The sequence below is a fragment of the Williamsia serinedens genome (assembly GCF_024171725.1).
Classification (GTDB): domain Bacteria; phylum Actinomycetota; class Actinomycetes; order Mycobacteriales; family Mycobacteriaceae; genus Williamsia_A; species Williamsia_A serinedens.
In genome coordinates this window covers 1-14,162 of sequence record NZ_JAMTCG010000007.1, presented here as the reverse complement: position 1 = coordinate 14,162, position 14,162 = coordinate 1, and the positions used below count along the sequence as shown (strand labels likewise).

The window sequence follows — 14,162 nt, the reverse complement described above, 5'->3', positions numbered from 1 at the left end:
GTGGTCTGCATAATGACCACATGACTTCGATCGCCGTGGCCGGCGCCAGCGGATACGCGGGCGGGGAGATCCTGAGGCTGCTCCTCGGGCATCCCCGCGTCGTCTCCGGCGAGGTGACCATCGGGGCGCTCACCGCCGGCGGCAACGCGGGCACACGCCTCGGCGAGCACCAGCCGCACCTGTTCCCGCTCGCCGACCGTGTCCTCGACGACACGACCCCGGAGGTCCTCGCGGGCCACGACGTCGTGTTCATGGCCCTGCCGCACGGTGCCTCGGGTCCGCTGGCCGACAAGCTGCCTCCCGCGACGCTCGTCGTCGACTGCGGCGCCGACCACCGGCTGACCGATTCCGAGGAGTGGACCCGGTTCTACGGCACCCCGTACGCGGGGACATGGCCGTACGGACTGCCCGAGATCCCCGGCGCCCGCGAGGTGCTGTCCGGCGCGACGCGCGTCGCGGTACCGGGCTGCTACCCGACGGTGTCGGTGCTGTCCCTGCTACCGGCCGTCGCCGCGCGGATCGTCGACTCCGCGGTGACGATCGTCGCCGTGAGCGGCACCTCCGGTGCCGGCCGGTCCACCCGCGTGGACCTGCTCGCCTCCGAGGTCATCGGGTCGGCCCGGGCCTACGGCGTCGGCGGCGCGCACCGGCACAACCCCGAGATCGGGCAGGCGCTGTCGGCGGTGGCGGGGGAGCCGGTCGCGGTGTCGTTCACCCCGGTCCTCGCGCCGATGGCCCGTGGCATCCTCGCGACCTGCACGGCGCGGACGACCGCGTCGGCCGACGAGGTGCGGGCGGTCTACGAGAAGGCCTACGCCGACGAGCCGTTCGTCCACCTGCTGCCCGACGGCGCCCTGCCCACGACGGGGTCGGTGATCGGGTCGAACTCGGTCGCGCTGTCGGTCACCGTCGACGAGCGCGCCCAGACGCTGGTCGTCGTCGGAGCGATCGACAACCTCACGAAGGGGACGGGCGGTGCTGCGGTGCAGTCGATGAACATCGCGCTCGGGTTCGACGAGGCCGAGGGCCTCACGACGGTGGGGGTCGCGCCGTGACGACGTCGACGAGGTCCACCGTGGTCCGTGGTCAGGGTGTGACCGCGCCGCTCGGGTTCCGTGCCGCGGGCATGGCGGCCGGCATCAAGGCGTCCGGTCGCCCCGACCTTGCGCTCGTGTTCAACGAGGGTCCCGAGTACGCCGCCGCGGGCGTGTTCACCCGGAACAAGATCAAGGCCGCGCCCGTCCTGTGGTCGCAGCAGGTGCTGACGTCCGGCCGGCTGCGCGCCGTCGTCCTCAACTCCGGGGGCGCGAACGCGTGCACCGGTCCCGACGGCTTCACCGACACGCACAGGACGGCCGAGGCCGTCGCCGCGGCGTTGAGCAACTGGGGCACGGAGACCGGTGCGGGCGAGGTGGCCGTCTGCTCGACCGGGCTGATCGGCGACCGGCTGCCGATGGACACGTTGCTGCCCGGCGTCGACGCGATCGTGAAGGACATGGGCGGCGGGCTGTCGGGTGGCACCGACGCCGCGCACGCCATCATGACCACCGACACCGTCCCGAAACAGGTCGCGGTGCACCACCCGGCAGGGTGGAACGTCGGGGGCATGGCCAAGGGTGCGGGCATGCTCGCGCCGTCGCTGGCCACCATGCTCGTCGTGCTCACCACCGACGCCGCCGTCGACGCGCCGGCGCTCGACGCCACGCTCCGGGCGGCGACGGCCCGCACCTTCGACCGGCTCGACGTGGACGGCTCGTGCTCCACCAACGACACGGTCCTGCTGCTCGCCTCCGGCGCGAGCGAGATCGTCCCGGACCCCGACGAGTTCGCCGCCGCCGTCCTCACCGCCTGCGACGACCTCGCCGACCAGCTCATGGCCGACGCCGAGGGCGTCACCAAGCGCATCCGGATCACGGTCTCCGGCGCGGCGTCCGAGGACGACGCCGTCGCCGCGGCCCGGACCGTCGCCCGCGACAGCCTCGTCAAGACCGCGCTCTTCGGGTCCGACCCGAACTGGGGGCGGGTCGTGGCGGCCGTGGGGATGGCTCCGGTCGCCCTCGACGTCGACCGACTGACCGTGGCGTTCGACGGGACCGAGGTCTACCGCGCGACCACCGGCGTGCCGGGCGCCCGTGAGGTCGACCTCTCCGGCGCGGACATCGCGCTCACGATCGACCTCGGCGTCGGCGACGCGGCGGCGACCATCCGGACCACGGACCTGTCCCACGGATACGTCGAAGAGAACTCGGCGTACTCGTCATGAGCACCGCACCGACCGAGACCACCGCGCTGTCGGCGCTCGCGAAGGCCCACGTCCTCACCGAGGCGTTGCCGTGGTTGCAGCGCTTCGCCGGCAAGGTCATCGTCGTCAAGTACGGCGGGAACGCCATGGTCGACGGCACCCTCAAGGCCGCGTTCGCCCAGGACATGGTGTTCCTGCGCACCTGCGGGATCCACCCCGTCGTCGTCCACGGCGGCGGCCCGCAGATCTCGGCGATGCTGTCGCGGCTGGGTCTGACCGGGGAGTTCCGCGGCGGCTACCGCGTCACAACGCCCGAGGTGATGGAGGTCGTGCGCATGGTCCTGTTCGGGCAGGTCGGGCGGGAACTCGTGGGGCTGATCAACGCCCACGGCCCCCACGCCGTCGGGATCTCCGGTGAGGACGCCCGCCTGTTCACCGCGACGCGACGGACGGTCGCGGTCGACGGTGTCGCCACCGACATCGGGCTCGTCGGCGACGTCACCACCGTGACGCCCGGCGCCGTCACCGACCTCATCGAGGCGGGACGGATCCCCGTCGTCTCCTCCATCGCGCCCGACGCCGACGGCGTGGTGCACAACATCAACGCCGACACCGCCGCCGCTGCTCTCGCGCAGGCGCTGGGTGCCGAGAAGCTCGTCGTCCTCACCGACGTCGAGGGTCTGTACACCGACTGGCCCGACCGCGGGTCGTTGGCGTCGGAGATCGTCGCCTCCGAGTTGGAGACCCTGCTCCCGCAGCTCGACTCGGGCATGGTCCCGAAGATGGAGGCCTGCCTGCGCGCGGTGCAGGGCGGGGTCCCGCGTGCGCATGTCATCGACGGCCGCGTGCCGCACTCCATGCTGCTCGAACTGTTCACCGAGGAGGGGATCGGCACCATGATCCTGCCCGATCCCGTCCCACCGCCCGACCCGATGGAAGGCGCGTCATGACCTCGACAGGCGAGACGACCGCGGGCACCGACACCCTGCGGGGCCGGTGGTCGGCGGCGCTCATGGACAACTACGGGACGCCCGGCCTCGCGCTGACGCACGGGTCGGGGGCGGTGGTCGTCGACGCCGACGGCCGCGAGTACCTCGACCTGCTCGGGGGGATCGCCGTGAACGCGCTCGGTCACGGCCACCCGGCTGTCGTCGAGGCGGTCACCCGCCAGCTGCAGACCCTCGGTCACGTCTCGAACCTCTACGTGTCGGAGCCATCGGTCGCCCTGGCCGAGGCCCTGCTCGACCGGTGGGGTGTGCCGGGTCGGGTGTTCTTCTGCAACTCCGGCGCCGAGGCCAACGAGGCCGCCTTCAAGATCGCGCGCCGGACCGGCCGCTCGCGGATCGTCGCCACCGAGAACGGTTTCCACGGTCGCACGATGGGCGCGCTCGCCCTGACCGGTCAGCCGGCGAAACGTGCGCCGTTCGAACCGATGCCCGCCGGGGTCACCTTCGTGCCCTACGGCGACATCGAGGCACTCGCCGCGGTCGTCGACGACGACACCGCCGCGGTCGTCCTCGAACCGATCCAGGGGGAGGGCGGTGTGGTCGTCCCGCCCGCCGACTACCTCGCCGCAGCCCGGTCGCTCACCGCGGACCGTGGTGCGCTGCTCGTCGTCGACGAGGTGCAGACCGGCGTGGCCCGCACCGGACCGTTCTTCGCCCACCAGGCCGCGGGCATCGTCCCCGACGTCGTGACCATGGCCAAGGGGCTCGGCGGCGGACTGCCGATCGGGGCCTGCCTGGCCACCGGACCCGCGGCCGAGTTGCTCACCCCGGGCCAGCACGGCACCACCTTCGGGGGCAACCCGGTCTGCGCCGCGGCGGCGCTGGCCGTGCTCGCCACGGTCGACGCCGAGCGTCTCGGCGACCACGCGGCCGCCGTGGGCAAGACCATCGCCTCCGGCGTCGAGGATCTCGGGCACCCGCTCGTGTCGCACGTCCGGGGCGCGGGACTGCTGCTGGGCATCGTGCTCACCGCGGCCCGCTCGAAGGCGGTCGAGTCCGCCGCCCGTGACGCGGGGTACCTCGTCAACGCCCCCGCGCCCGACGTCATCCGGCTCGCGCCGCCGCTCGTCCTCACCGACGAGCAGGCCCGCGGTTTCGTCGGCGCACTCCCCGGGATCCTCGACGCGGCAGCGGAGGACGACGCATGACCCTCCGTCACTTCCTCCGTGACGACGACCTGACCCCCGACGAGCAGGCCGAGGTCCTCGCGCTCGCCGCCGAGCTCAAGGCGAACCCGTTCTCCCGCCGTCCGCTCGAGGGGCCGAAGGGCGTCGCGGTCATCTTCGACAAGAACTCGACCCGCACCCGCTTCTCGTTCGAGGTGGGCATCGCCCAGCTCGGCGGCCACGCCGTCATCGTCGACGGCAAGAGCACCCAGATGGGTCGCGACGAGACGCTGTCCGACACCGGGACGGTGCTGTCGCGGTTCGTCGACGCCATCGTGTGGCGAACCTTCGGTCAGGAGCGACTCGACGAGATGGCCGCGGCCGCAACGGTTCCGGTGGTGAACGCGCTGTCGACGGAATTCCACCCGTGCCAGGTGCTCGCCGACCTGCAGACGATCGTCGAACACAAGGGTCGCGCGGCGGGGTTGTCGATGACCTACCTCGGCGACGGCGCCAACAACATGGCGCACTCGCTGCTGCTCGGCGGCGTGACGGCGGGGATGGACGTCACCGTCGCCGCGCCCGAGGGCTTCGTCCCCGCCCCGTTCGTCCTCGAGGCCGTTCGTGCCCGCGCCGCCGAGACCGGCGCCACCGCACGGGTTCTCACCGACCCGCATGCCGCGGTCGAGGGTGCCGACGTCGTCGTCACCGACACCTGGACGTCGATGGGTGACGAGGGTGACGGTCTCGACCGCGTCGGCCCGTTCCGGCCGTATCAGGTGAACGACGACCTGCTCGCCTCGGCCGCGGACGACGCGATCGTGCTGCACTGCCTGCCGGCGCACCGCGGCGACGAGATCACCGACGCGGTGATCGACGGCCCTCGCAGTGTCGTGTTCGACGAGGCGGAGAACCGCCTGCACGCACAGAAGGCGCTGCTCGTCTGGCTGCTGGAGCACGCGCGGTGAGCGCGCTCGAGCACGGCGCGCAGCCGCCGACCACCCCGGCCGGTCGGCTGTCGCACACCCGCGCCGGACGCCACGCGGCGATCGTCGCGATCCTGGCCGAGAACCACGTCCACAGCCAGGCCGAGCTGCAGGCGCTGCTGGTGCGCGCGGGTATCGAGGCCACCCAGGCGACCATCTCCCGTGACCTCGACGAACTGGGCGCGAGCAAGCTGCGCGCGGCCGACGGCGGTGCCGGGGTCTACGTCGTCCCCGAGGACGGGTCACCCGTCCGTGGGGTGTCCGGCGGCACCGACCGCCTGTCCCGACTGCTCGCCGACCTGCTCGTCTCGACCGACCACAGCGGCGGGATGGCCGTCCTGCGGACCCCGCCGGGTGCCGCGCACTACCTCGCGAGCGCGATCGACCGTGCCAGCCTGCCTCAGGTGGTCGGCACCGTGGCCGGGGATGACACCATCTTCGTGGTCGCCCGCGACCCCGTCACCGGCGCGGAGATCGCCCGCATGCTCGAGGGCCTGGCGTGAGCCGGGCCCACCACCGACCGACCACCACCGACACATCAGGAGCTGCAGACAACCATGGCTGAACGCGTCATCCTCGCCTACTCCGGTGGCCTCGACACCTCCGTGGCCATCAGCTGGATCGGTCGCGAGACCGGCAAGGAGGTCGTCGCCGTCGCCATCGACCTCGGTCAGGGCGGCGAGGACATGGAGGTCGTGCGACAGCGGGCCATCGACTGCGGCGCCGTCGAGGCGGTCGTCGTCGACGCGCGTGACGAGTTCGCCGAGCATTACTGCCTGCCGACGATCCAGTCGAATGCGCTGTACATGAACCGGTATCCGTTGGTCTCCGCGATCAGCCGCCCGCTGATCGTCAAGCACCTCGTCGAGAACGCCCGCGCCCACGGCGGCACCGTCGTCGCCCACGGCTGCACCGGCAAGGGCAACGACCAGGTGCGCTTCGAGGTCGGGTTCAACACGCTCGCACCGGAACTCGACGTGCTCGCACCGGTCCGCGACTACGCGTGGACCCGCGAGAAGGCGATCGCGTTCGCCGAGGAGAACGCGATCCCCATCAACGTGACCAAGAAGTCGCCGTTCTCCATCGACCAGAACGTCTGGGGTCGTGCGGTGGAGACCGGCTTCCTCGAGGACCTGTGGAACGCCCCGACCAAGGACGTCTACGACTACACCGAGGACCCGTCGGCGAACTTCACCGCGCCCGACGAGCTCACCATCTCGTTCGACAAGGGTCGCCCGATCGCGATCGACGGCCGCCCGGTGTCGGTGCTGCAGGCGATCCAGGAGCTCAACGAGCGTGCCGGTCGGCACGGGGTCGGCCGCCTCGACGTCGTCGAGGACCGACTCGTCGGCATCAAGAGCCGCGAGGTGTACGAGGCCCCCGGCGCGATGGTCCTCATCCGTGCCCACGAGGAGCTCGAGCACGTCACCCTCGAGCGCGAGCTCGGCCGCTACAAGCGCCACGTCGACCAGGACTGGGCCGAGCAGGTCTACGACGGCCTGTGGTTCTCGCCGCTCAAGTCCGCGCTCGACAGCTTCGTCCAGCACACCCAGGAACACGTCACCGGCGACATCCGGCTCACCCTGCACGCCGGCGTGATCGACGTGAACGGCCGCCGCAGCGGGGAGTCGCTGTACGACTTCACCCTCGCCACCTACGACGAGGGCGACGCCTTCGACCAGTCGGCCGCGAAGGGCTTCGTCCAGCTGCACGGGCTGTCGTCGAAGATCGCCGCACGACGCGACCGTGGGGCCGTGGCCCCGCAGGCACTCTCCGACGTCGGGAACGTGGAGTCCGGGGAATGAGCGATACCCCGCACGGCACCAACACCGGGGCGTTGTGGGGTGGTCGGTTCGCCGGTGGTCCCGCCGACGCGATGGCGGCGCTGAGCAAGTCGACGCAATTCGACTGGGCGCTGGCGCCCTACGACGTGCGCGCCTCGCAGGCCCACGCCCGGGTGTTGCACCGCGCGGGACTGCTCTCCGACGACGACCTGGCCACCATGCTGCGCGGTCTCGAGGACCTCGCCGCCGACGTCGCCTCCGGGGCGTTCACCGCGGCCGAGTCCGACGAGGACGTCCACGGGGCGCTCGAGCGCGGCCTCATCGAGCGTGTCGGGCCCGAGGTCGGCGGCCGGTTGCGGGCCGGTCGCTCGCGCAACGACCAGGTCGCCACCCTGTTCCGGATGTGGGTGCGCGACGCGATCGTCGTCGTCGCCGAGGGCGTCCTCGACGTGTGTGCCGCGCTGATCGACCGGGCGGCGACCTATCCCGACGCGGTCATGCCGGGCAAGACGCATCTGCAGGCGGCGCAGCCCGTGCTGCTGGCCCACCACCTGCTCGCGCACGCCCACCCGTTGACGCGCGACGTCGACCGTCTCCTCGACCTCGACCGACGGACCGCGGTGTCCCCGTACGGATCCGGCGCGCTCGCGGGGTCGTCGCTCGGGCTCGACCCCGACGGCATCGCCGCCGACCTCGGCTTCGACGCGGCCGCCGACAACTCGATCGACGCGACGAGTTCGCGGGACTTCGCCGCCGAGGCGGCCTTCGTGTTCGCCATGATCGCGGTCGACCTGTCGCGGCTGTCGGAGGACGTGATCCTGTGGACCACCTCGGAATTCGGCTACGCGACCCTGGCCGACGAGTGGTCCACCGGCAGCTCGATCATGCCGCAGAAGAAGAACCCCGACGTCGCCGAACTCGCCCGCGGCAAGAGCGGTCGGCTCATCGGGAACCTCGCCGGCCTGCTCGCGACGCTCAAGGCGCAGCCGCTCGCGTACAACCGCGACCTGCAGGAGGACAAGGAGCCGGTGTTCGACTCGGTGGCCCAGCTGACGCTGCTGCTGCCCGCGGTCGCCGGCATGGTCGGCACGCTGACGTTCCACCCGGAGCGCATGGCGGAGCTGGCGCCCGCCGGCTTCACCCTGGCCACCGACATCGCCGAGTGGCTGGTCCGGCAGGGCGTCCCGTTCCGTGTCGCCCACGAGGTCGCGGGGGCCTGCGTCCGGGCCGCCGAGTCCCGCGGGGTCGGGCTCGACGAGCTGTCCGACGAGGAGTTCGCGGCCGTCTCCGAGCACCTGACGCCGGCGGTGCGCGAGGTGCTCACCGTCGACGGGTCGATCGCCTCCCGCTCGGCGCGGGGCGGTACAGCCGGGGTTCGCGTCGGCGAACAACGGACCGCCCTGGCAGATCACGTTCAGACCCTGCGGGAACGGGTACGCCGGGCGTCGGACCGCAAGTAGAGTGACACCGTCGCGGCGCCGCTCGGCGTCATGAGCGCGTGCAGTCACTGACGCAGGAGGTGTTGTCGCGTGGTGGGCATCCCGAACCTCGGTCGAGCACTCGACCGGGTCGTCGCCACCGCCCAGAACGGTCTCGAGGTCATCCGCATGGGTGGCCTGGAGACCGGGACGACCCCGGCTCCGTTCCGGGTCGAGGAGACGTCGTCGATGTACCGCCTGCGGCGGTACTTCCCCGACGACGTCGCCGACGGCCCGGCGGTGCTGCTGATACATCCGATGATGGTGTCGGCCAACATCTACGACGTCACCCGGCACAACGGCGCGGTGTCGATCCTGCACGCAGCGGGCATCGACCCGTGGGTCGTCGACTTCGGCTCACCCGACCAGGTCGCCGGCGGGATGGAGCGCACCCTCGCCGACCACATCGTCGCGCTCGACGAGATCGTCGACTTCATCCGTGAGGAGACCGGGCGTCCGGTCCATCTCATCGGTTACTCGCAGGGCGGCATGTTCGCGTACCAGACCGCCGCCTACCGCCGGTCGCGCGACATCGCCAGCCTCGTCACCTTCGGCAGCCCGGTCGACGTGCTCGCCGCGCTCCCGCTCGGTCTGCCCGCGAACATCATGGCGCCGCTCGCCGAGGTGTTCGCCGACAACGTCTTCAACCGCCTCGCCATCCCCGGCTGGCTCGCGCGCACCGGCTTCCAGATGCTCGACCCGGTGAAGGCCGCGCGCAGTCGCATCGACTTCCTCCGCCAGCTGCACGACCGCAACGCCCTGCTGCCCCGCGAGGACCAGCGACGCTTCCTCGAGAACGACGGGTGGGTCGCGTGGTCGGGGCCCGCGATCGCCGAACTGCTGCGCCAGTTCGTCGTGCACAACCGGATGGTGTCCGGCGGTTTCGTCATCCGCGACCGGCTCGTCACCCTGGCCGAGGTCACCAGCCCGGTGCTCGCCTTCGTCGGCAGCGCCGACGACATCGGCCAGCCGCTCGCCGTCCGGGGCATCAAGCGCGCCGCACCGCGCGCCGAGGTCTACGAGTCCGTCCTGCCCGTCGGCCATTTCGGGCTCGTCGTGGGCTCCGTCGCGGGCGCGCAGAGCTGGCCGACCGTGTCGCAGTGGATCCGCTGGCGCGAGGGCCTCGACGACCAGCCCGCCGACATCGCCCCGATGGAGGAGAACCCGCAGGACTCCACCGGGTCCGGTGTGAGCATCACGTCGCGGGTCACCCACGGCATCGGTGCCGTCGCCGACGCGAGCGCCGGCGTCGGCCGCGAGCTCGCACACGCCGCCGACTCCTTCCGCCGCACCTCGCAGGCCGTCCTCCGCGAGTCGGTGCGGACGCTTCCCCGTCTGGTGCGTCTCGGCCAGATCCAGCCGGGCACGCGGATCTCGCTGGGCAAGCTGATGACCGAGAACGCCGAGCGGTTCGGTCACCGGGAGCTGTTCCTCTTCGAGGACCGCGTGCTGAGCCACATCGAGGTGAACCGTCGCGTCGACAACGTCGTGCGCGGGTTCATCGCGTGCGGTGTGCGTCCGGGCCAGCACGTCGGCGTCATGATGGAGACCCGTCCCAGTGCGCTGGTCGCGATCGCGGCGCTGTCGCGTCTCGGTGCGGTCGTCGTGCCGCTGCCGCCGGACGCCGCCCTCGACCCGATGCTGACCCTGGCCGACGTCACCGTCGTCGTCGCCGACCCCGACAGCCTCGACCACGTGATGGGCAACGCCGAGCGTGTCCTCGTGCTCGGCGGTGGTGACACCCGTGCGATCCCGGAGGCGGACGGCGACGCCGTCGTCGACATGGAGCAGATCGACCCCGACCAGGTCGAGCTGCCGTCGTGGTTCCGACCCGATCCCGGACTCGCCGGCGACCTCGCGTTCATCTTCTTCACCACGTCGGGCGGCACCCTGCAGCGGTGGCCGGTCACGAACCACCGCTGGGCGCAGTCGGCGTTCGGAGCGGCCTCGGCCGCGGCGATCGGCGGCAACGACACCGTCTACTGCCTCACCCCGCTGCACCACGCGTCGGGTCTGCTCACCACGCTCGGCGGCACGGTGGTCGGTGGCGCCCGCATCGCGCTGTCGTCGGGCATCGGTCCGGAGAGCTTCGCCCGCGAGGTGTACCGCTACGGCATCACCGTCGTCTCCTACACCTGGACCATGCTCAACGGGATCGTCCGCGACCCCGACCTCGCCATCACCGAGCACAACCCGATCCGTCTGTTCATCGGGTCGGGCATGCCCGCCGGCCTCTGGGACGACGTCGTCGCGCGGTTCCCCGACGCCGGCGTGATGGAGTTCTTCGCCACGGCCGACGGCGCGGCGATCCTCGGTGACGTCTCGGGCGTGAAGATCGGCTCGATCGGCCGCCCGCTGCCGGAGACCAACCGTGTCCGGGTGGCCGCGTGGGACGTCATGGAGGAGCGCTTCCACCTCGACGCCCGTGGATATGTCCGCGAGGCGCACGTCGACGAGGTCGGCGTCCTGCTCGCGCAGACCCGCCAGCGCGACGAGACCGGTGCCACGGTCCTGCGCGACGTCTTCGGTTCCCACGACCGCTGGGAGACCTCCGGTCAGCTCGTGCGCCGCGACATCGACGGCGACCACTGGCTGATGGGCAGCGTGAACGGGGTGGTCAAGAGCGATGAGGGACCGGTGTACCCGCAGCCGATCATCGCCGCGCTGTCTCGCCATCCCGACGTCGACCAGGTCGTCGTCTACGGCACGACCGTGGGTGACCACGAACTCGCGGTCGCCGTCGTGTCGCCGCGTCGGCACACGGCCAACCTCACGGTGTCGTCGCTGCGCCTGGCGCTCGCCGGTCTGCCCGCGTCGGAGAGGCCGCACATCGTGTGGGCCGTCGACGAGATCCCGCTCAGCCACTCCTACCGACCGGTCCCGAACTGCTTCCGGGCCGAGGGGATCCCGCGGCCGAGCGCACGCGTCTGGTACCGCGACGAGAACGGTCGCTACCGCCGTCTCACCCGGACCGTCGCCGACGAGAAGGGCTGGTCGGCGCAGGGCGACGCGATCACCGAGGCCAAGTCGTCCTGAGCCCGATCGCGGCCGCCGCAGCACCGACGGGGAGACTGACACCATGCCGCTCGACGCCTTCCTGACCGAACGCCTGGTCTGCCCGCAGGACCACGGACCCCTCCTGCACCTCGACACCGACACCGGGCCCGACGAGGTCCTGTACAACCCGCGCCTGCGGGTGGTCTACCGCGTCGACGACGGCATCCCGGTGCTGCTGATCCCGGAGGCGCGACCCGTCGACGACACCGAACACGACGCCCTGATGGCGCGGTCGACCCGCTGAGGTGACGGCGGTCCGCGTCGAACGGTCGCGTCTCGCGGTCGACCCGGTCACCGCGGCCCGTCGGCTGCTCGGATGCGTGATCGACCACGGTCCCGTCGCGCTGCGGATCGTGGAGACCGAGGCCTACGGCGGCCCCGAGGGCGGTCGGCACCCCGATCCCGGTGCCCACTCCTTCCGTGGCCCGACCCCGCGTGCCGCGGTGATGTTCGGCCCGGCCGGTCACGCCTACGTGTACCGCTCGTACGGCATCCATCTGTGCGTGAACATCACCTGCGAGTCCGACGGGGAAGGCGGAGCCGTGCTGCTGCGCTCGGCCGAGGTGCTCGCCGGTCACGACGTCGTCGCGGACCGTCGGCGGTCCCGATCCGGGGTCGTCCCGCCGCAGGACCGCTGGGCCATGGGCCCCGGCAACCTCGGTGCGGCGCTCGGCGTCGGGTTGGCGGACTCGGGACGCGACGTCCTGCGACCCGGCTCCGACATGCGGCTGCTGAGCGGTGAGACCGTCGCCGACGCGCGGGTCCGCAGCGGCCCGCGGGTCGGGTTGACCGTCGCGACCGGTCGCCCCTGGCGGTTCTGGGTCGACGGCCACCCCGCCGTGTCGGCCTGGCGACCCGGCTCGGCGGCCGTGCGCGCCCGCCGCTCGGCGTCGTGCGGGGATGCGGAAAGATCGGACTGGTGAGCACCGACATCATCGACGACCTGCAGTGGCGCGGGCTGATCGCCCAGTCGACCGATATCGACGAGCTGCGTGCCCGGGTGGCGCGCGGCACGCTCTCCCTCTACGCCGGGTTCGACCCGACCGGCCCCAGCCTCCACGCCGGACACCTCGTGCCCCTGCTCACCCTGCGACGCTTTCAACTCGCCGGGCACCGGCCCGTCGTCCTGGCGGGAGGCGCCACCGGGATGATCGGTGATCCCCGGGACGTGGGGGAGCGGACCATGCAGACCGCGGACACGGTGCGCGACTGGGCGAGCCGGATCGACGCGCAGTTGCAGCGGTTCGTGACGATCGACGACTCACCGTCGGGCGCGGTGGTCGCCAACAACCTCGACTGGACAGGCGGGCTGTCGGTGGTCGACTTCCTCCGGGATGTGGGCAAGCACTTCTCGGTGAACGTCATGCTCGCGCGCGACACCATCAAGCGGCGGCTGGCCGGGGACGGGATCAGCTACACCGAGTTCAGCTACATGCTCCTGCAGGCGAACGACTTCGTTCAGCTCAACCGCCTGCACGGGTGTGAGCTGCAGATCGGTGGGTCCGACCAGTGGGGGAACATCGTCGCCGGCGTGGATCTGGCCCGACGGATCGACGGGACGGCGTTGCACGCACTCACGGTCCCGCTGGTCACCGCGTCCGACGGCACGAAGTTCGGCAAGTCGACCGGCGGCGGCAGTCTGTGGCTCGACCCGACGATGACCAGTCCGTACGCCTGGTACCAGTACTTCGTGAACACCGCCGACGCCGACGTCGTGCGCTACCTGCGGTGGTTCACCTTCCTCGACCGCGAGGAGATCGAGCAGCTGGAGAAGACCACCGCGGAGTCACCTCACCTGCGTGCGGCCCAGAAGCGCCTGGCCGCGGAGATGACGACACTCGTCCACGGTGCCGAGCAGACCGCCGCGGTCGAGGCGGCGAGCCAGGCGTTGTTCGGGCGCGGCGACCTGTCCGGCCTCGACGAGGGGACGGTCGCCGGCGCGCTGCGCGAGACCGGTGCCGTCGAGCTCGCTCCCGACGACCCGCGCACCATCGTCGACCTGTTGGTCGCGACCGGCCTCTGCGACGGGAACAAGGCCGCCCGACGGGTGATCGGGGAGGGCGGTGCGTACGTGAACAACACGAAGATCGAGGACACGGACTGGCAGCCCGGTGTCGACGACCTGCTCCCCGGCGGGTGGTTGGTGCTGCGTCGAGGCAAGCGGACGGTGGCCGGAGTGCACGTCCTGACGGGCACGTAACCGAACACAGGCCGCTGACCAGGCAATTTGACGCTGTGTTCGCGTCTGTGTAACTTCTTCCATGCACCGCAGCGAGGGAAAACACCGCCGGGCCTCAGAGCCCGCCGGAACCGCTAGCGCGAGGTGCAGAACCCCAGATCGAAACCGCTGGAGACAGCGCGCTCATCTGGCAGCTCCCACGGGAACCCCGACGAGGGCGGAACGTGCGGGTGTGTGTTCTTTGAGAACTCGATAGTGTGTCGACAATTGTTGGTGAAGTTTTTGTTTGCCTGCGGTGTTTGTCAGTGGATGCCGTGGGTTTT

At 71.4% G+C, this 14,162-nt stretch carries 12 protein-coding genes; all 12 read left to right on the top strand.

Going from position 1 to position 14,162, the window contains the following annotated elements; genetic code table 11:
* The first annotated feature begins 20 nt into the window (after positions 1-20).
* The 12 genes from argC (at position 21) to tyrS (ending at position 13,860) form a co-directional block, all read left to right on the top strand.
* Positions 21-1,055, top strand: a complete 1,035-nt coding sequence (argC, locus tag LX12_RS18050) for an N-acetyl-gamma-glutamyl-phosphate reductase (RefSeq protein ID WP_253655991.1) — start codon at positions 21-23, stop codon at positions 1,053-1,055.
* Complete coding sequence (gene argJ, locus LX12_RS18045; RefSeq protein ID WP_253655990.1) at positions 1,052-2,263, top strand: bifunctional glutamate N-acetyltransferase/amino-acid acetyltransferase ArgJ; 1,212 nt, start codon at positions 1,052-1,054, stop codon at positions 2,261-2,263. Before argC ends, argJ begins: the two co-directional genes overlap by 4 nt.
* Complete coding sequence (argB, locus tag LX12_RS18040) at positions 2,260-3,192, top strand: acetylglutamate kinase (RefSeq protein ID WP_253655989.1); 933 nt, start codon at positions 2,260-2,262, stop codon at positions 3,190-3,192. Before argJ ends, argB begins: the two co-directional genes overlap by 4 nt.
* Positions 3,189-4,397 carry an acetylornithine transaminase gene (locus LX12_RS18035; protein WP_253655988.1) on the top strand — a complete coding sequence of 403 codons (1,209 nt, stop codon included), beginning with the start codon at positions 3,189-3,191 and terminating at the stop codon, positions 4,395-4,397. Before argB ends, LX12_RS18035 begins: the two co-directional genes overlap by 4 nt.
* The gene (gene argF, locus LX12_RS18030) at positions 4,394-5,323 is read left to right on the top strand and encodes an ornithine carbamoyltransferase (RefSeq protein ID WP_253655987.1); all 930 of its coding nucleotides are present in this window, start codon (positions 4,394-4,396) and stop codon (positions 5,321-5,323) included. Before LX12_RS18035 ends, argF begins: the two co-directional genes overlap by 4 nt.
* Positions 5,320-5,844 carry an arginine repressor gene (locus LX12_RS18025; RefSeq protein ID WP_253655986.1) on the top strand — a complete coding sequence of 175 codons (525 nt, stop codon included), beginning with the start codon at positions 5,320-5,322 and terminating at the stop codon, positions 5,842-5,844. Before argF ends, LX12_RS18025 begins: the two co-directional genes overlap by 4 nt.
* Before the next feature lie 54 nt (positions 5,845-5,898).
* On the top strand, positions 5,899-7,146 hold the full coding sequence (locus LX12_RS18020; protein WP_253655985.1) for an argininosuccinate synthase: 1,248 nt from the start codon (positions 5,899-5,901) through the stop codon (positions 7,144-7,146).
* Entirely contained in the window at positions 7,143-8,585 is a 1,443-nt protein-coding gene (argH, locus tag LX12_RS18015) for an argininosuccinate lyase (protein ID WP_253655984.1), read from the top strand. Before LX12_RS18020 ends, argH begins: the two co-directional genes overlap by 4 nt.
* A 69-nt stretch (positions 8,586-8,654) precedes the next feature.
* Positions 8,655-11,639 carry an AMP-binding protein gene (locus LX12_RS18010; protein ID WP_253655983.1) on the top strand — a complete coding sequence of 995 codons (2,985 nt, stop codon included), beginning with the start codon at positions 8,655-8,657 and terminating at the stop codon, positions 11,637-11,639.
* Between the two features lie 43 nt (positions 11,640-11,682).
* Positions 11,683-11,904 (top strand): Trm112 family protein, encoded by a 222-nt coding sequence (locus LX12_RS18005; RefSeq protein ID WP_253655982.1) that lies wholly within the window; start codon positions 11,683-11,685, stop codon positions 11,902-11,904.
* Between the two features lies 1 nt (position 11,905).
* The gene (locus LX12_RS18000; RefSeq protein WP_253655981.1) at positions 11,906-12,583 is read left to right on the top strand and encodes a DNA-3-methyladenine glycosylase; all 678 of its coding nucleotides are present in this window, start codon (positions 11,906-11,908) and stop codon (positions 12,581-12,583) included.
* Positions 12,580-13,860 (top strand): tyrosine--tRNA ligase, encoded by a 1,281-nt coding sequence (gene tyrS, locus LX12_RS17995; RefSeq protein ID WP_253655980.1) that lies wholly within the window; start codon positions 12,580-12,582, stop codon positions 13,858-13,860. The genes LX12_RS18000 and tyrS overlap by 4 nt, the downstream gene beginning before the upstream one ends.
* Positions 13,861-14,162: the final 302 nt, after the last annotated feature.